This is a genomic window from Sedimentitalea sp., assembly GCF_039973035.1.
Classification (GTDB): domain Bacteria; phylum Pseudomonadota; class Alphaproteobacteria; order Rhodobacterales; family Rhodobacteraceae; genus Sedimentitalea.
This window is the reverse complement of the sequence record NZ_JBDWLR010000044.1, coordinates 55337-73418: the sequence shown is the minus strand read 5'-3', so window position 1 is coordinate 73418 and position 18082 is coordinate 55337. Positions and strand designations below refer to the sequence as shown.

Below are 18082 nucleotides of genomic sequence, written 5' to 3'. Positions count from 1 at the left end.
CCGAAAATCGTCGACTGGTACATGGACGGAAAGATCGAAATCGACCCGATGATCACCCACACCATGAGTCTTGAGGACATCAACAAGGGCTTTGACCTCATGCACGAGGGCAAATCCATCAGGGCTGTCGTCGAGTATTGAGCAACTCAGATGCAATCACCCTACGCCGCGCGACTGAGGCGGACCATGACGCGCTGTGGGACATGCTCCGCCCGGTCTTTCGGGCGGGGGATACCTATGCAATGGACCCGGACATCGACCGCAATGGCGCGCTGGACTACTGGTGCGGCGCTGACGCCGGAGTCTGGATCGTCGAAAATGATGGCCAAACCCTCGGCAGCTATTACTTAAAGACAAATCAGCGGGGTGGCGGGGCGCATGTCTGCAATTGCGGCTTTGTCACCTCCCCCGCAGCGCGGGGAAAGGGTGTGGCGCGTCTCATGTTGGACCATGCCCTGCAATCCGCCCGTGATGCTGGTTATTACGCAATGCAGTTCAATTTTGTCGTTGCCAGCAACGTCCGCGCCATCGATATCTGGACCCGTGCCGGATTTGACACCGTCGGCCGTCTACCCAATGCCTTTCGCCACCCGAAAGTCGGATTGGTTGATGCGCTGGTGATGTATCGCCGGTTGTGAGAGTCCCGTCCTTACGATAGGCCAAGCCCATGACAAACCCTGCAAAACCCCCGCTTCTTGCTGTCCTCATCGACGCTGACAACATTTCCGCCAAACACGCCGAGGCGATGTTCGAAGAAATCGCATCGCTTGGCGAGGCCAGCATCCGCCGCATCTACGGTGATTTCGCAGGTGGCGGCCCGCAAGGCTGGACCAAGGAAAAACTGGCGGCGTTGGCGATCGTGCCGCACCAGCAGTTCGCCAACACCACCGGCAAGAACGCCAGCGATATCGCGTTGGTGATTGATGCGATGGATATCCTGCATTCCGGGCGGTTTGACGGCTTTGTGCTGATCTCGTCCGACAGCGATTTCACCCGGCTGGCCAGCCGCATCCGCGAACAGGGCCTCGATGTGTTCGGTATGGGCATGCGCAAGACCCCGACGGCCTTCGTCAAGGCATGCAAGCGGTTCATCTATGTCGAGAACTTGATTTCAGACGCCCCGAAACCCAAGCCAAAACAGACCAAAAGCGACGAACAGGTCGAGCCGACCTCGGCACTGGATGATCCGGCCAAACTGGTGATCCGGGCGATGGACGCGATTGATCAGGACGACGAATGGTTCACACTGGGTCAGATCGGACAGTTCATCACCGCCGCAAATCCCGATTTTGACACTCGCAGCTATGGCAAACGCAAGCTCAGCGACCTAATCGCGACGCTGAAGGTCTTTGAAACCAAACGCGGTGATGGGAATCAGATACTGGTGCGGCGGCTCGATTAGCGGGCCGCCTGAACGGACGTCTAGTCAACCGAACCTTCACGCACGGTATCAATCATCAACCGCACGTTCTCCGGGTCGGCATCGGGTGTGATCCCATGTCCCAGATTGAAGATATGTGGCCCGCCCGAAAAGGCGCGGACTATGGCGCGGGTGTCGTAGATCAGCGCCTGCCCCCCTGTCACCATATGTGAAGAGGCCAGATTGCCCTGCACACACCCGTCGGTCTGAACATGGGCGGCGGCCCAGGCGGGATCGACCGAATTGTCCAGCGCCACGCAATCGACGCCGGTCGCACGGGCAAAACCCACGTATTTCTCACCGGCCTCACGCGGGAACCCGATGACCGGGGTCGACGGGTGACGCTGTTTCAGCGCTGCGGTGATGCGGCGGCAGGGTTCGATGGCGTATTTGTCAAAATCATCTCCGCGCAACGACCCGGCCCAACTGTCGAAAATCTTGACGACTTCGGCACCCGCTTCGATCTGCATCGACAGGTAATCAATCGTGGCGTCGGTGATCCGATCAAGCAGCGCCTCAAACAGCGCCTTGTTTTCCTCGCGCAGCGCATGGGCCGGTCCCTGGTCGGGCGTGCCACGACCCGCAATCATATAGGTCGCCACCGTCCACGGGGCACCGGCAAAACCAATCAGCGTGGTGTCAGACGGCAAGGCACCTGTCAGAATGCGAAGGGTGTCATAGATCGGCGACAGCGTGTCGTGGATCGCGTCAGCGGGCTTTAGAACGTCGAAATCGCCTTGGGTCGTTACCGTGGACAGACGCGGCCCTTCGCCGGTCACGAACCACAGATCGACCCCAAGGGCCTGTGGGATCAAAAGAATATCCGCAAACAGGATTGCGGCGTCAAAGCCATAGCGGCGAATGGGTTGCAGCGTGACCTCTGCCGCCAGTTCACTGTTGTAACACAGCGAAAGGAAATCTCCCGCTTCGGCCCGTGTGGCGCGGTATTCGGGCAGATAACGTCCAGCCTGACGCATCATCCAGATCGGCGGCACCGCCTGTGTTTCACCCGCCAATGCGCGCAAAATCTTTTTGGTCTCGCTCATCGCGGCCTCCCGAATACATTTCGCGCCATGCGTCCTGTCTGGGGGCGACAATGTCAAGCCCGAGCGCTTGTAAGGCTAATTTGACGCGACTAAAGAGGACGCATGACACAACAACTTCCCACGCTCGATACTCCGTTGCGGATCGGCACCCGAGGCTCTCCTCTGGCGCTGGCGCAGGCCTATGAAACGCGCGACCGTCTGGCACGCGCCTTTGATCTGCCACATGAGGTGTTCCAGATCGTGGTGATCAAGACCACGGGTGACGCTGTTCAAGACAGGCCGCTCAAGGAAATCGGCGGCAAGGGGCTGTTCACCCGCGAGATCGAAGACGACTTGCTGCAGGGTCGGATCGACATCGCCGTACATTCGATGAAGGATATGCCGGTACAACAACCCGCCGGTCTGCTTTTGGATACCTATCTGCCGCGCGAAGACGTGCGCGATGGCTTTGTTTCCCCCACGAAATCAGCGCTGACCGAACTGGCCGAGGGCGCGACCGTCGGCACGTCGAGCTTACGGCGCAAGGCACAGCTTTTGAATCGGCGGCCCGACCTGAACGTGGTCGAGTTTCGCGGCAATGTGCAGACCCGATTGCGCAAACTTGACGAAGGCGTGGCCGATTGCACGTTTCTCGCAATGGCAGGACTCAATCGGCTAAAGCGTGACGATGTGCCTGCCACCCCAATCTCTGAGGATTCGATGCTGCCGGCGGTTGCGCAAGGGGCCATCGGGATTGAACGCCGCACGTTTGATACACGCACCGCCGATATGCTGGCAGCCATTCATGATACGCCAACCGGCGAACGGCTGGCTGCGGAACGGGCGTTTCTGACGGCACTCGATGGATCATGCGAAACGCCGATTGCCGGGCTTGCCGAACTTGACAACGGGCAGCTGCGATTGCGCGGCGAGGTGCTGCGCCCGGATGGGTCAGAACGCATTCATGACGATCAAGCCTGCGATATCAAAGATGGCGCAGAGCTTGGTCAGGCGATGGCGGAGAAACTGCTTGCAGAGGCTGGCGAAGGCTTCTTTGACTGGCACTGAGCCAAAGTGACGCCGCGATCTGTTTGACAGGTTGCACCGCGATCTGGGACGCTATTGCAGGAGGATCCTGCATATGACACCGGGAAAGGCGTTTCTGAGCACCGATGAAATTCGCCCATTGGCGGAGCGATCCGATCTCATGGGGTTTTGGCTGGTCACTCATTGCTGGGCCACGATTGCTTTGGCGGTGGCCTTGTTCGCTATCTGGCCCAACCCGCTGACCTTTGTGTTCGCGGTTCTTGTTGTCGGATCGCGGCAATTGGGTTTGGCGATCCTGATGCATGAGGCGGCGCATAACGCCTTGTTCAAATCGCGCAAGCTGAATGATGTCGTGGGCGAATGGTTTTGCGGTCGGCCGATCCTCGCAGAACTTATGGCCTATCGGCACTATCACCTGACGCATCATCGGTTCACCCAAACCGACAAGGACCCGGATCTGGCGCTCTCGTCCAAGTTCCCGACGACGCGCGCATCGTTAAAACGTAAATTCATCCGGGATCTGACGGGTCAAACCGGTTACAAACAACTCGCCGCGCAGATCATGATGTCGATCCGGCTGGCGGGCGATGATGAGGCCGTAGAAGCCGCGTCGAGTGATTTCGCACAAGCGTTCAAGGCGCGCGACCTGTTCAAATCCTTGCCGGTCTTTATCGGGATCATCGTTCTGATGGGTGCCATCGGAGACTGGTGGTGGGGACTTGCATTCTGGCTGCTGCCCTATCTCACCTGGTTTCAATTCGTCCTGCGGGTGCGCAATATTGCCGAGCATGGCGCAACGGAAGCATCCGAAAACCCACTGCAAAACACGCGCACTACGCTGGCCGGGCCAATCGCGCGCCTGTTTGTCGCCCCCTATTGGGTAAACTACCATCTGGAGCATCACCTTGTGATGCATGTCCCCTGCTGGCGTTTGAAAAAGATGCATGAGCTCTTGACCGAAAAGGGTGTCACCGAGCAAATGCGCGTTGCGCCGTCGTACCGGCAGGCGCTGGTCGAGGCCGGTTGGAAAACAGCCGAGCCGTAGGAAATCGTCAATTTTCCTTCGCTCGCCTTGCTCTGGGCGGGGAATGTAGTGTTGATGGTGGTGAAATAGGACGACCACCAAAAGGATGCGACAGTGCCCCAAGACCTGAGCAAATGGACACCGCGCCAAATACCTGAACGGCAGGTGATCGAAGGCCGTTATGTGCGGCTGGAACCCTTGGATGCGGAGCGGCACGGTTCAGACCTGTTTGGTGCCTCCAGCGTCGCGGATGCGGGTGACAGGTTTCGCTGGCTGCCGGAATACCCCGCGCAGAAAGAGACAGAGTTCATGGACTGGATGCACCGTGCAGAAGCGAGCGCCGATCCCCTCTATTTTGCTGTCATCGACCGTGAAACCGGCACCGCAGTCGGGCGTCAAACGCTGATGCGGATCGATGCGCAAAACGGTGTGATCGAGATCGGTAATATCTATTGGGGACCGGACCTGTCCCGGCGGCGCGGCGCGACCGAGGCGCTGTTCCTGTTCATGAAACATGTGTTTGATGATCTGGGATATCGGCGGTTTGAATGGAAATGCAATGATGACAATCTCCCGTCAAAAGCTGCGGCGCTGCGCTTTGGCTTTGTGGCCGAAGGCGTGTTTCGGCAGCATATGATCGTCAAAGGTCAGAACCGGGATACGGCATGGTTCTCGATCGTCGATGGCGACTGGCCGCGACTAAAGGCCGGTTACGAGAGCTGGCTAACCCCCGAAAATTTCGACGAGTCCGGTCAGCAAAAACAGAAACTACAGGCCTGTCTGGCGCAGGACTAACGCGTCTTGGGCAAGACCACGTTTGTATCCCACGCTTCGCAGTTTTTCGCGAGTTCCGGCAATAGCGGTTTGTCAGTAAAAAAGGTGTCGATTTCCGCCAGCGAGGCAATGCGCGCCGGGGCGCTGCGGGTGAATTTGGAGTGATCCGCAACAAGGAAGGTTCGGCGCGACTGGCGTATGATGGCCTGGCTGACTGCGACCTCCTGTATGTCGAAATCCAACAGATCCCCGTCGCGGTCCAGCGCTGAACAGCCGATCACTGCGAGGTCGAACTTGAACTGACGGATCGTATTGGCCGCGAGGTTGCCAACCAACCCGCCATCGGACCGCCTAAGATTGCCGCCCGTCACGATGACCTCGCAATCGGGGCTGTTGGCAAGAATATTGGCCACGTTCATATTGTTGGTCACGACCATCAGGTTGCGGTGACCCTGCAATGCCCGTGCCACGGCTTCGGTGCTGGTTCCGATGTTCATGAAAAGCGAAATGTCATCCGGCAATTGCGCCGCGCAGGCGTTTGCAATGGCCGTCTTGGCTGGGGCGTGCAGAGAGCGCCGTTCTTCATAGCCGATGTTATGGGTACCAGAAGGGAGCACCGCACCCCCATGAACCCGCTCCAGCCGACCAGCCTCGGCCAGTTCGGTCAGATCCCGCCGGATCGTTTGCAATGTGACATGAAAATGCGACGCAAGCCCGTCGACAGTAACCTTGCCATCGCGGCGCGCGATTTCGATGATTTCGGGGTGGCGAAGAGTTTGCGACATGTCCGTGTTCGTTTTTGCGCGTTTATGGTGCCATCAATTCAACAACAGGGCAAGCGCATGTGAGTCTGCGCGCGAGATTCGGTCAAATTCGCCGTGTGATTGAGGGAATGCAGGCGAGAAAACGTGACATTGTGCGTTCTAAGATCAAAATTACATCGACAAATCAATCGCCTGAATGAAAGCGAAAAAAAACGAAAATGACCTGTTGCCGTAAGCCAAAGGGTTTGGCATAGATTCAGGCACGGCTTACGCCATGGGAGGGACGTTTGACGGATCAGCGGGACATCAGTGTAACCGATCTCTTCATTATCGGTGGCGGCATCAACGGCTGCGGTATCGCCCGTGATGCTGCCGGACGTGGGCTTTCGGTAACGCTGGCCGAGATGAACGATCTGGCGAGCGCAACCTCTTCGGCGTCAACCAAACTGTTTCACGGCGGGCTGCGTTATCTGGAGTATTTCGAATTCCGGCTTGTCCGCGAAGCGTTGATCGAACGGGAAACGCTGTTGCGGGCAATGCCGCATATCAGTTGGCCGATGCGATTTATCATTCCTTATCATGAAGATATGCGGTTTGAATCGGAAACACCGACCTCTCGCCTACTGAGTATCGTTATGCCGTGGATGAAGGGCCGCCGCCCCCGATGGCTGATCCGTTTGGGTCTGTTCATGTACGACAATCTGGGCGGGCGCGAGATTCTGCCGGGCGCGAGTTCTTTGCAATTGCGCGGCTCGCCCGAAGGTGCGCCGCTGGACGACCGATTTGAAAAAGCGTTCGAATATTCCGACTGCTGGGTCGAAGATTCGCGGCTGGTGGTATTGAACGCTCGCGATGCAGCAGCCCATGGCGCGCAGGTGATGACCCGCGCCAAAGTACTGTCAGCGACGCGCGAAGGGGAAATCTGGCGCATCGAAACGAAAGACACCGAGACCGGCGAAACCCGCGAGCATCACGCGCGGATGTTGGTCAATGCAGGTGGGCCGTGGGTCGGCAATCTGATCCAGAACACCGTACGGCTGAATTCGACCGAAGGTGTGCGATTGGTGCGCGGATCGCATATCGTAACGCGGCGGCTTTACGATCACGACAAGTGCTATTTCTTTCAGGGCACCGACGGGCGGATCATCTTTGCGATACCCTACGAGACCGATTTCACCCTGATCGGAACCACTGACGCAGAACACCACGACCCCGATGTCCGGCCTGAATGTACGCCCGAAGAGCGGCAATATTTGCTCGATTTTGCAAATCAGTATTTCAAACAGGATATCGGTGAGGACGACATCGTCTGGAGCTATTCCGGGGTGCGGCCACTCTATGACGACGGTGCCAGCAGCGCGACGGCGGCAACACGGGATTACACGCTAAAGGTTGACGCGAATGGTGCGCCGGTGCTGAATATTTTTGGCGGCAAGATCACCACCTATCGCCGTCTCGCAGAGAGCGCGATGGACAAGATCGGCGCGGAACTGGGCGGCATCAAAGACAACTGGACCGCTGGCGTGCCCTTGCCCGGTGGCGACTTTCCGGTGGACGGGTTCGAAACGCAGGTCTCGGACCTGAAAAACGCCTATCCTTTCCTGAGCAATGTCTGGGCGCGACGTCTGGTGCGGGCTTATGGCACCGAGGCCCGCTCTATCCTGGGAACGGCAGAAACCGCCAGCGATCTCGGTCAGGATTTCGGAGCCACATTGACCGAAGCCGAATTGGCGTGGTTGATGAAACAAGAGTTCGCACGAACCGCCCAAGACGTGGTCTGGCGGCGCAGCAAGCTGGGCTTACGACTGAGCACAGAAGAGATTGCCGCGATTGACGACTGGATGGTCAGACATAACAGTCCCGCGAAGGCGGCGGCGATATGAGAGGAGCGCGTCGATGACGCTGGAACTGAAAGGCGTTTCAAAGACGGTTGGGGGGCAAACGCATATTCACCCCACTGATCTGACGCTGGAAAGCGGTACGATGAACGTGCTGTTGGGGCCGACTCTTTCGGGCAAAACATCGTTGATGCGCCTGATGGCCGGGCTGGATGTGCCCGCGACCGGCAAGATCATCTGGCGTGGCGAAGACGTGACCGGAATGCGTGTTCAGGACCGCAAGGTCGCGATGGTCTATCAACAGTTCATCAATTACCCGTCGATGAGCGTCTATGACAACATCGCGTCCCCGATGAAACTGCTGGGGCTGGACCGGGCTGAGATTGACAAGCGGGTCCGCGAAACCGCCGAATTGATGCAGCTGACACCGCAACTTCAACGCAAACCGCTGGAACTGTCCGGTGGGCAGCAACAGCGTTGCGCGCTGGCCCGCGCCTTGGTCAAGAACGCCGGTCTGGTGCTGCTGGATGAGCCGTTGGCCAATCTGGATTACAAGCTGCGCGAGGAACTGCGCATCGAGATCCCCAAGATTTTCGAGGCATCAGGCGCGATCTTTGTCTACGCCACCACCGAACCGGAAGAGGCGCTGTTGCTCGGCGGCAATACCGCAACCCTGTGGGAAGGTCGCGTGACACAGTTTGGCCCGACGCCGCAGGTATACCGCCAACCGGTCGATGCAACGACTGCACGGGTGTTTTCCGATCCGCCGATGAATTTCCTCGCGGTTTCCAAGACCGGAAACCAACTGGCTTTCGGAGACGGACAAAGCACGCCCGCGGTTGGCAAGCTCGCTGACCTGCCGGATGGTCGCTATACTGCAGGGTTCCGCCCCAACCATCTTGAAATCGGCAAGCACGCAGCGGACGCAATGCAATTCGTCACCCAGTTGGGTGTGACGGAATTGACCGGGTCGGAAACCTTTATTCACCTTGATCATCACGGCGAACGGTGGGTCGGCCTGATCCACGGGGTGCATGATCTGGCACTGGGCGAGGCACTGACGGTGTGGTTGGATCCGCGCCACGTTTACATCTTTGGCGAGGATGGCGCGCTGATCGCACCCGCCGCCTATGCAATGGCAGCCTGAGGGGGGGTAAGATATGGCAAAGATCACGCTCGACAATCTCGCACATTCCTACCTGCCCAATCCCAAGGGCGAGGATGACTTTGCGCTGAAGGAACTGAACCACGACTGGGACGACGGCGCCGCCTATGCTTTGCTTGGCGCATCCGGTTGCGGCAAGTCAACGCTTCTGAATATCATTTCGGGACTCCTCCAACCCAGTCAGGGGCGAATCCTGTTTGACGATCAGGATGTGACCCACGCCCCTACGGCCGAACGCAACATCGCGCAGGTTTTCCAGTTTCCGGTCGTCTATGACACGATGACCGTGCGCGACAATCTGGCGTTTCCGCTGCGCAATCGCGGGCGCGACGAAACCTATGTCGCCGAGCGGGTGCAGGAAATTGCCCGGATGATCGGCATGGAGGACTGGCTGGACCGCAAGGCGCGCGGGCTGACAGCCGACGCCAAGCAAAAGATCAGTCTGGGCCGTGGCATGGTGCGCAAGGACGTAAATGCGTTGCTGTTTGACGAACCGCTGACAGTGATCGACCCCCATATGAAGTGGGAATTACGCACGCAGCTTAAACGTCTGCATCACGATTTCGGTCACACGATGATCTATGTGACCCATGACCAGACCGAGGCGTTGACCTTTGCCGACAAGGTGGTGGTCATGTATGACGGACGCGTGGTGCAGATTGGCACCCCGGACGAGCTGTTTCAAACGCCGGAACATACGTTCGTCGGCTATTTCATCGGGTCGCCCGGTATGAACGTGATCCCCGCGCAGATTGAGGGCAATCGTGCCATTGTCGACGGAACCGAAGTGGCGCTTGCGCACGGCTACGGCCCGCTCGACGGCAAGGTAGAACTGGGCATTCGGCCGGAATTTGCACGGCTCAGCGTGAGCGACGGCCTGCCCGTCACCGTGCGCCGGATCGAGGACGTGGGCCGTCACAAGATCATCCGCGCAGAGCTGTTTGGAAACGAGATCAACATAATCGCGGGTGAAGACGACACCGTCAGTGCCGACATGAATCGCGTTACCTTCGATGCAGCGCATGTAAACGTCTACGCCAATGACTGGCGCGTGAAACCGCAAGGGGAGGCTGCGTGATGGACAAGACCGTTAACCAAAAGGCGTGGTTCCTTGTGCTGCCGGTGTTGTTGCTGGTGGCGTTTTCGGCAGTGATCCCGCTGATGACCGTGGTGAATTATTCGGTTCAGGACACTTTCGGCAACAACCAGTTTTTCTGGGCGGGGCTGGAATGGTTTGAGGAAATGCTCTCATCCGAACGGATGTGGGACGCCTTGGGGCGGCAGCTGATGTTTTCGGCTATCATCCTGATTATCGAAATTCCGCTCGGCATCTACGTCGCGCTGAACATGCCAAAAAGTGGCTTTTGGGCCAGCTTTTGTCTCGTGCTGATGTCCCTGCCCCTGCTGATCCCGTGGAACGTGGTTGGTACAATCTGGCAGATTTTCGGACGGGTCGATATCGGCCTCTTGGGCTATACGCTGGATGCGCTCGGAATCTCGTACAACTATACGCAGGACACGTTGGCGGCATGGGTCACGGTTATCGTGATGGATGTCTGGCACTGGACCTCATTGGTCGCGCTTTTGGCCTATGCCGGGCTGAAATCGATCCCCGATGCCTACTATCAGGCGGCCAAAATCGATCAGGCGAGCCGCTGGAAAGTGTTCCGCTTTATCGAACTGCCCAAGATGATGGGGGTTCTGATGATCGCGATCCTGCTGCGGTTCATGGACAGTTTCATGATCTATACCGAACCCTTTGTGGTCACCGGCGGTGGACCGGGCAATGCCACAACGCTGTTGTCCATCGACCTTGTGAAAATGGCGCTCGGACAATTTGATCTGGGACCGGCGGCGGCGTTCTCGCTGATGTACTTTCTGGTGATCCTGTTGATTTCATGGGTGTTCTATACCGTGATGGTCAACGTCGAACGGCAGGGGGACTGAACCATGACAGATCAAAACCTGACCCCCGCCATCGCCCGTCCGGGCCGCAAGTTCCCGATAAGGGGCAGCGTTGTGGTGATGACGCTGTACCTCTTGTTCCTCTTGCTGCCGATCTACTGGCTGTTGAACATGAGCCTCAAGACCAACACCGAGATCCTCAACAGTTTCACCCTCTGGCCCAGCGATCTGACGCTGGCCAACTACGCCACGATCCTGACCGATCCGGCCTGGTACAAAGGGTATATCAACTCGCTGATCTACGTGGTGTTGAACACGGTGATCAGCCTGACCGTCGCCCTGCCCGCCGCCTATGCGTTCTCGCGGTACAGTTTCATGGGCGACAAACACCTGTTCTTCTGGCTCTTGACCAACCGGATGGCGCCGCCTGCGGTCTTCGCGCTGCCATTCTTTCAGCTTTATTCTTCGGTCGGGCTGTTTGACACGCACATCGCGGTGGCGCTGGCGCATTGTCTGTTTAACGTGCCGCTCGCCGTGTGGATCCTCGAAGGCTTCATGCGCGGCGTGCCCAAGGAAATCGACGAGACCGCCTATCTGGATGGCTACAGCTTTGGTCGGTTCTTCGTAAAGATCTTCATGCCGCTGGTCGCCAGTGGCATCGGGGTTGCGGCGTTCTTCTGCTTCATGTTTTCTTGGGTGGAACTGCTGCTGAGCCGGACATTGACCACGGTTGACGCAAAACCAATTGCGGCGATCATGACCCGGACGCAGGGCGCCGCAGGGATTGACTGGGGCGTTCTGGCGGCGGCCGGAGTGCTGACCATCGTGCCGGGTGCGCTGGTGATCTATTTCGTGCGCAACTACATCGCCAAGGGCTTTGCCTTGGGAAGGGTGTAAGGAGATATTTTCAATGCGGCTGGATTTTTGCGCCTTAGTGCTCTTGCTGACGTCCTCCATCGGTTTCGCTGACGAGATCGCTAGTAATGACTTCATCAATAGACTCAACGACGAATTGGAAGCAGATGGAGTAACAGTAGAGAGCTTTGAGAGATCAGAACCCTTTTGGGATAGTAGTTCGGAATATCAAATGAAAGCACCGATACTGGATATCTCCGTTCCAGAATACGGAGTTGCGGCAGTGGATGGCAACGGAGAAATTATCCAAGTATTTGGGCCATCTGTATCAACCATCAAGGCGAGCGACGGATCGATAAAGGGAGTGATGGGCTTTGATGCAGATGCTGGCACAAAATTTAGCGTTATTGGGGCAGATAAGTATACCGCCATTGTTACACAAGCGAGTTCTGAATTGGGCTTAGACGGTGGCTTCAAACGCGCCGTTCGTACAATGAGAAATGCGACAAACTACATTGCAGCAGAATTCTGCTCCTCCCCTGCGCGCCCATCCGAAATCACAATGAGCCTTAGTGCCGACTTCAAATTGGTGTTCGGGGCGTCTGGCGGCACAACGGCCAAATGGGAAATCGACAAGACCTGCACAAGATTTGGAGAAAATTGAAATGGCATGGATGGCATGGACTTGGCCGACCGCAATCTTCTTCATAGTGATCGCGTCGCTGCTCATCACTTTCACGATCCTCGCGATCAAATTCCCGGAAACGCCGCGTGTGGGCATCCTCAGGATTGAAACCACGCGGGGGGATCGGCTCTTTATCACGCTTCTTGGCTCGGCCTTTATCAATCTGGCCTGGCTTGGATTGGTCGGCGCAAACCAACCTTATGCGCTGATCGTCTGCCTGATCTACGCCGCGGCGGTGTTCCGCTGGGTCTAGTTCAAAACGGAATGGCCGGATGTAACCGGGCAACCCGACACTCGCAGTTCAATAAAGTCTAGGGAGGACAAACATGAACTTATCCTTGAAATCAACCACTGCAACGGGCGCGATGATCGCGTGCCTTGCGATGCCGGCCTGGGCCGACATGGAGGCGGCCAAGGTCTTTCTCGATGACGAGATCGCCGGCCTGTCGGTGCTCGATCGTGCCGAGCAGGAAGCAGAGATGCAGTTCTTCATCGATGCGGCCAAACCATTCGCTGGCATGGACATCAAGGTGGTCTCAGAAACCATCACGACCCATGAATACGAAAGCCAGGTGCTTGCGCCGCAGTTTTCGGCAATCACCGGCATCAACGTGACGCACGATCTGATCGGCGAAGGCGACGTGGTTGAAAAGCTGCAGACCCAGATGCAGTCGGGCGAAAACATCTATGACGCCTATATCAACGACAGTGACCTGATCGGCACCCACTGGCGCTATCAGCAGGTCCGTAACCTGACCGACTGGATGGCGGGCGAAGGCGCGGATGTGACCAACCCCGGTCTGGACCTCGACGATTTCATCGGCACCCAGTTCACCAGCGCGCCGGATGGCAAACTGTACCAACTGCCCGACCAGCAATTCGCGAACCTTTATTGGTTCCGCTATGACTGGTTCAACGACGAAAAGAACAAGGCCGACTTCAAAGAGGCGTTTGGCTATGATCTGGGCGTTCCGGTCAACTGGTCAGCCTATGAAGACATCGCCGAGTTCTTTACCGGTCGTGACCTGAGCCATATGGGTGTCGATGGCGACGTCTTTGGCAACATGGACTACGGCAAGAAAGACCCGAGCCTTGGCTGGCGCTATACCGACGCGTGGATGTCGATGGCCGGAATGGGCGACGTCGGCGAACCCAACGGTCTGCCGGTTGACGAATGGGGCATCCGGGTGAACGAGAACAGCCAGCCGGTTGGGTCCTGTGTCGCACGTGGTGGTGCAACCAACGACGCTGCGGCGGTCTACGCCGTGACCAAGGCGATCGAATGGCTGCAGAAATACTCGCCCCCCGCCGCTGCCGGCATGACCTTTGGCGAGGCCGGACCGATCCCCGCACAAGGCAACGTGGCCCAGCAGATGTTCTGGTACACAGCCTTTACTGCGGCAACGGTTCTGCCGGACCTGCCCGTGATGAACGAGGATGGCACGCCGAAATGGCGGATGGCGCCATCGCCGCACGGGGTCTACTGGAAAGATGGTCAGAAGGTTGGCTATCAGGATGTGGGCTCGTGGACCTTGATGAAATCCACCCCCGTGGATCGCGCCAAGGCCGCGTGGCTTTACGCACAGTTCGTCACCTCCAAGACGGTGGATCTGAAGAAAGCGGACGTTGGGCTGACGTTTATTCGTGAATCGACCATCGACTCCGACCACTTCAGTGAGCGGGCGAAGAAACTGGGCGGTCTGGTGGAGTTCTACCGCTCGCCAGCCCGGACGGCATGGTCGCCGACTGGCACCAACGTGCCCGACTATCCCAAGCTGGCACAGCTGTGGTGGCAGAATATCGGCGACGCGATGTCCGGTGCAAAGACACCTCAGGAAGCGCTTGATGCTCTGTGCGAAGCACAGGAAAAGGTCATGGAGCGTCTGGAACGTGCGGGCATTCAAGGGGATATCGGCCCCAAGATGAACGAGCCGCAGGATCCTGAGTACTGGTATGCACAGCCGGGTTCGCCCGTTGCGAAACTGGACAACGAGGACGAAGAACCACAGACCATCGCCTATGATGAGCTGATCAAATCCTGGCAGTAAGCCGGACCTGCCGGGGCCTTTGGGCCCCGGCACATTTCGTTTTTCCATTTGACATTCAGGTACGGGCAGTCCGGAATTTGCCGGGCATTTTCTGGGAGGAAACAGATGTCGTTCATTCTGGCGATAGATCAGGGCACAACATCAAGCCGCGCGATCCTTTTTGATCAGGACTTAAAGATCGCGACCGTCGCACAGGAAGAATTCGCCCAGCATTTTCCGGCCAGCGGCTGGGTTGAACATGATTGCAACGATCTATGGACTACGACCGTTTCCACCTGTCGTGCAGCGATGGAACAAATGGACGCGACAGCAGCCGACATCGCCGCGATCGGCATCACCAACCAGCGTGAAACCACCGTGGTATGGGACCGAGCGACCGGTAAGGCGATTCACAACGCGATTGTTTGGCAGGATCGGCGCACCTCTGACATCTGTCAGGCCCTCAAGGCCGAAGGGCACGAGGCCACAGCCAACGAACGGACCGGGTTGCTGCTTGATCCGTATTTCAGCGGCACCAAGGCGGCCTGGATACTGGACAACGTCGATGGCGCCCGGCAGCGCGCCGAGGCCGGCGAACTGGCCTTTGGCACCGTCGACAGCTGGCTGATCTGGAACCTGACTCGCGGCAAGGTCCACGCGACCGATGCCACCAACGCGGCGCGCACATTGCTCTATGACATTCGCAAAGGGCATTGGTCGCAAACGATGTGCGACATGCTGCGGGTGCCGATGGGAATGCTGCCCGAAGTGCGCGATTGCGCCGCTGATTTCGGACACACCCAAGCGGATTTGCTGGGCGCAGAGCTCCCGATCCTGGGCGTTGCGGGCGATCAACAGGCCGCGACCATCGGTCAGGCCTGTTTCAAACCCGGCATGATGAAATCAACCTATGGCACGGGGTGCTTTGCGCTTTTGAACATTGGGAAAACACCGGTTGTGTCGCAAAACCGTCTGCTCACCACCATCGCCTATCAGCTGGATGGCAAGCCGACCTATGCGCTGGAAGGATCAATTTTTGTCGCCGGTGCGGTCGTTCAATGGCTGCGCGATGGGTTGAAGATTATCAAAGAGGCAGGCGAAACACATGCCTTGGCGGATCAGTCAGACGCGGCGCAGAACGTGGTGCTGGTGCCCGCCTTTACCGGACTGGGCGCACCCTATTGGAACGCCGATTGCCGGGGCGCGGTGTTCGGTCTCAGCCGCAACTCCGGGCCCGAGGAATTCGCGCGCGCGGCACTGGAAAGCGTCGGCTATCAGACCCGCGACCTGCTTGAGGCAATGCAGGCCGATTGGGGCGCGTCAGGCGACACCGCCCTGCGCGTTGATGGCGGGATGAGCGCATCGGACTGGGCGATGCAGTTCCTCGCCGATATTCTGGGCGCACAGGTTGATCGGCCCGAAGTGCTGGAAACCACGGCTATGGGTGCCGCATGGCTGGCCGGTCAGCGGGCGGGGCTTTATCCCGGCATGGACGGCTTTGCCAATATATGGGCGCTGGAGCGCAGCTTTGCTCCGACAATGAACGAAGACGTCCGCGCAAACAAATACGCGGCCTGGAAGCGGGCGGTCGCGGCGGCACAGAGTTTTTGAACCAAGCTCTGTCCGGCCAGTCTTGCGGTGTTGCAAAGCCTTGCGCTCGCGGCCCGCGTAGCCTGCATTCGCGCTGTTACCGCACGCCGCCTTTGATCACTACCGACCCGGAATGCTATCACGCGGCGGGGCGGGTTCCCAGTTGTGGATGATGTCTGCGGCTTCTTTCGCGGTCTCGACAAAACAGAACAGGTCGAGATCCTCGGCTGAAATCGTCCCGGCGTCGGCCAAGGCCTCCCAATTGATGACCTTTTCCCAGAACGCGCGTCCGAACAGCAGGAACGGCACGCGCTCCATGCGTCCGGTCTGGATCAGCGTCAGGGATTCGAACATTTCGTCCAGTGTGCCGAACCCACCGGGAAACACGCAGATCGCCCTTGCGCGCATCAGGAAATGCATCTTGCGAATGGCAAAATAGTGAAAGTTGAAACTCAGTTCCGGGGTCACATAGGGGTTGGGCGCCTGCTCGTGCGGCAGTACGATGTTCAGCCCAATGGAATGTCCACCGGCCTCCAATGCACCGCGATTGCCCGCCTCCATCACGCCGGGGCCACCGCCGGTTACAACCACGTTCTCGCGCCCACCGGTCTGGATTGACGCTTCGGTCATCAGCCGGGCAAAAATCTGCGCCTCGTCATAGAACCTTGAAAGCTCAGCGAGCGTTTCGGTCCGGGCGCTGGCCTTGTTGGCAGGGTCAGGGATACGTGCGCCACCAAACATGACAATGGTGCTTTCGATCCCCCGCTCGTTCAGCATCAGCTCGGGCTTCAACAGCTCGAGCTGCAACCGGACAGGGCGCAGCTCGTCCCGGCACAGGAAATCCTCATCCGCAAAGGCCAGTCGATAGGCGGGTGAACGGGTTTGCGGCGTATCAGGTACATGCTCGGCAGTATCGCGGTCCAGATGGGCATCGCGGAACGGGCTCTGTCGGTCTTCAGTCATCGAGGGGATCCATGCTTGCGTGTTCACTCCAGCCCTATAGGGTTCGGATCGGCAAGACCAGCAACAGGGCCCGACGATGGATTGGAAATCAGAGATTGAACAAGCCGCAGGCAGAGTGCGTGGCCATGTGGTCAGAACGCCGCTTGTGGACCTGACCGACATCGACCTGCCCTTTCCGGTTCAGGCAAAGCTTGAGCAGATGCAGCACACTGGCAGTTTCAAGGCGCGGGGAGCGTTCAACACATTGCTCAGCGAACCGGTGCCTGAGGCTGGACTGGTTGCGGCCAGCGGCGGCAATCATGGCGCGGCGGTGGCCTATGCCGCACACCAGCTGGGCCACAAGGCGCATATCTTCGTGCCCGAAATGGCTGGTCCGTCCAAGATTGCGCTGATCCGGGGAATAGGTGCCGAGCTAACGGTTGTGCCCGGCAACTATTCCAACGCGCTGAATATGGCGCAGGCCTACGAGACCGAAACCGGCGCCATGCAAATCCACGCCTATGACGCCCCTGGCACGGTTGCAGGGCAAGGCACCTGCGCCCGCGAATGGGAAGAACAGGGACTGACGGCTGACACCGTGCTGATTGCCGTGGGCGGCGGCGGGCTGATCGCGGGCGCGCTGGCGTGGCTGACCGGTGCGCGCAAGGTGGTCGCGGTCGAACCTGAAACCTCTTGCGCTTTGCACGCGGCCCTCAAGGTCGGGAATCCCGTTGATGTCGAAGTTTCCGGTGTCGCCGCAAATGCGCTTGGTGCGCGGCGGATCGGATCGATCTGTTTTGAACTCGCCCAGCAGCATCTTGGCGACTCGATTCTGGTCAAGGATGACGCGATCACAACGGCGCAGCATGCCCTATGGCGCAGCTGCCGCCAACTTGTGGAACCCGCAGGCGCAACCGCCCTCGCCGCCCTTATGTCAGGTGCCTATCAGCCTGCGCCCGGTGAAAAGGTCGCGGTGTTGATCTGTGGCGGCAATATCGCACCTGATCCGTTCTCCGAATAG

Annotated in this window: 18 protein-coding genes and 1 pseudogene; 16 read left to right on the top strand and 3 right to left on the bottom strand. The window is 58.4% G+C overall.

Annotation, left to right across the window (positions count from 1 at the left end):
* The 3 genes and pseudogenes from ABJO75_RS11825 to ABJO75_RS11815 all read left to right on the top strand — a co-directional run.
* Positions 1 to 141: pseudogene (locus ABJO75_RS11825) on the top strand (S-(hydroxymethyl)glutathione dehydrogenase); the annotation flags it as partial.
* Complete coding sequence (locus ABJO75_RS11820; protein ID WP_348128369.1) at positions 138 to 638, top strand: N-acetyltransferase; 501 nt, start codon at positions 138 to 140, stop codon at positions 636 to 638. The pseudogene ABJO75_RS11825 and the gene ABJO75_RS11820, both read left to right, overlap by 4 nt.
* A 29-nt stretch (positions 639 to 667) precedes the next feature.
* Positions 668 to 1402 carry an NYN domain-containing protein gene (locus tag ABJO75_RS11815; RefSeq protein WP_348128366.1) on the top strand — a complete coding sequence of 245 codons (735 nt, stop codon included), beginning with the start codon at positions 668 to 670 and terminating at the stop codon, positions 1400 to 1402.
* A gap of 20 nt (positions 1403 to 1422) precedes the next feature.
* Here the strand turns inward: ABJO75_RS11815 and hemE are convergent, their stop codons facing one another.
* A complete protein-coding gene (gene hemE / locus ABJO75_RS11810) occupies positions 1423 to 2466 on the bottom strand; it encodes a uroporphyrinogen decarboxylase (protein ID WP_348128364.1) in 1044 nt (347 codons plus the stop codon).
* A 102-nt stretch (positions 2467 to 2568) separates the two neighbouring features.
* Between hemE and hemC the strand changes: the two genes are divergently transcribed.
* The 3 genes from hemC to ABJO75_RS11795 all read left to right on the top strand — a co-directional run bounded on the left by hemC (position 2569) and on the right by ABJO75_RS11795 (position 5311).
* Positions 2569 to 3513, top strand: coding sequence for a hydroxymethylbilane synthase (gene hemC, locus ABJO75_RS11805; RefSeq protein WP_348128361.1), 945 nt, complete (start codon positions 2569 to 2571; stop codon positions 3511 to 3513).
* 73 nt (positions 3514 to 3586) lie between these two features.
* On the top strand, positions 3587 to 4537 hold the full coding sequence (locus tag ABJO75_RS11800) for a fatty acid desaturase family protein (RefSeq protein WP_348128359.1): 951 nt from the start codon (positions 3587 to 3589) through the stop codon (positions 4535 to 4537).
* Positions 4538 to 4630: 93 nt separating this feature from the next.
* Positions 4631 to 5311, top strand: a complete 681-nt coding sequence (locus ABJO75_RS11795; protein ID WP_348128356.1) for a GNAT family protein — start codon at positions 4631 to 4633, stop codon at positions 5309 to 5311.
* On the opposite strand, the gene ABJO75_RS11790 is transcribed toward ABJO75_RS11795, so the two are convergent.
* Positions 5308 to 6075, bottom strand: coding sequence for a DeoR/GlpR family DNA-binding transcription regulator (locus ABJO75_RS11790; protein WP_348128355.1), 768 nt, complete (start codon positions 6073 to 6075; stop codon positions 5308 to 5310). The two genes, ABJO75_RS11795 and ABJO75_RS11790, sit on opposite strands and share 4 nt — an antisense overlap.
* A gap of 266 nt (positions 6076 to 6341) precedes the next feature.
* On the opposite strand from ABJO75_RS11790, the gene glpD reads away from it, so the two are divergent.
* The 9 genes from glpD to glpK all read left to right on the top strand — a co-directional run bounded on the left by glpD (position 6342) and on the right by glpK (position 16140).
* Positions 6342 to 7937, top strand: a complete 1596-nt coding sequence (gene glpD / locus ABJO75_RS11785; RefSeq protein WP_348128352.1) for a glycerol-3-phosphate dehydrogenase — start codon at positions 6342 to 6344, stop codon at positions 7935 to 7937.
* Positions 7938 to 7950: 13 nt separating this feature from the next.
* On the top strand, positions 7951 to 9039 hold the full coding sequence (locus ABJO75_RS11780; protein ID WP_348128351.1) for an ABC transporter ATP-binding protein: 1089 nt from the start codon (positions 7951 to 7953) through the stop codon (positions 9037 to 9039).
* A 13-nt stretch (positions 9040 to 9052) separates the two neighbouring features.
* Positions 9053 to 10135, top strand: coding sequence for an ABC transporter ATP-binding protein (locus ABJO75_RS11775; RefSeq protein WP_348128348.1), 1083 nt, complete (start codon positions 9053 to 9055; stop codon positions 10133 to 10135).
* Positions 10135 to 11004, top strand: coding sequence for a sugar ABC transporter permease (locus tag ABJO75_RS11770; protein WP_348128345.1), 870 nt, complete (start codon positions 10135 to 10137; stop codon positions 11002 to 11004). Before ABJO75_RS11775 ends, ABJO75_RS11770 begins: the two co-directional genes overlap by 1 nt.
* A gap of 3 nt (positions 11005 to 11007) precedes the next feature.
* Entirely contained in the window at positions 11008 to 11859 is an 852-nt protein-coding gene (locus ABJO75_RS11765) for a carbohydrate ABC transporter permease (protein WP_348128342.1), read from the top strand.
* A 13-nt stretch (positions 11860 to 11872) separates the two neighbouring features.
* The gene (locus ABJO75_RS11760; RefSeq protein WP_348128340.1) at positions 11873 to 12481 is read left to right on the top strand and encodes a hypothetical protein; all 609 of its coding nucleotides are present in this window, start codon (positions 11873 to 11875) and stop codon (positions 12479 to 12481) included.
* Position 12482: 1 nt separating this feature from the next.
* Positions 12483 to 12755, top strand: coding sequence for a DUF2160 domain-containing protein (locus ABJO75_RS11755; RefSeq protein ID WP_348128337.1), 273 nt, complete (start codon positions 12483 to 12485; stop codon positions 12753 to 12755).
* A gap of 73 nt (positions 12756 to 12828) precedes the next feature.
* A complete protein-coding gene (locus tag ABJO75_RS11750; RefSeq protein ID WP_348128334.1) occupies positions 12829 to 14550 on the top strand; it encodes an ABC transporter substrate-binding protein in 1722 nt (573 codons plus the stop codon).
* Between the two features lie 105 nt (positions 14551 to 14655).
* Positions 14656 to 16140, top strand: coding sequence for a glycerol kinase GlpK (glpK, locus tag ABJO75_RS11745; RefSeq protein WP_348128331.1), 1485 nt, complete (start codon positions 14656 to 14658; stop codon positions 16138 to 16140).
* A gap of 99 nt (positions 16141 to 16239) precedes the next feature.
* Here the strand turns inward: glpK and ABJO75_RS11740 are convergent, their stop codons facing one another.
* Positions 16240 to 17082: a TIGR00730 family Rossman fold protein gene (locus tag ABJO75_RS11740; protein WP_348128328.1), complete on the bottom strand. Its 843-nt coding sequence runs from the start codon at positions 17080 to 17082 to the stop codon at positions 16240 to 16242.
* A gap of 76 nt (positions 17083 to 17158) precedes the next feature.
* Between ABJO75_RS11740 and ABJO75_RS11735 the strand changes: the two genes are divergently transcribed.
* On the top strand, positions 17159 to 18082 hold the full coding sequence (locus tag ABJO75_RS11735; RefSeq protein ID WP_348128325.1) for a threonine/serine dehydratase: 924 nt from the start codon (positions 17159 to 17161) through the stop codon (positions 18080 to 18082).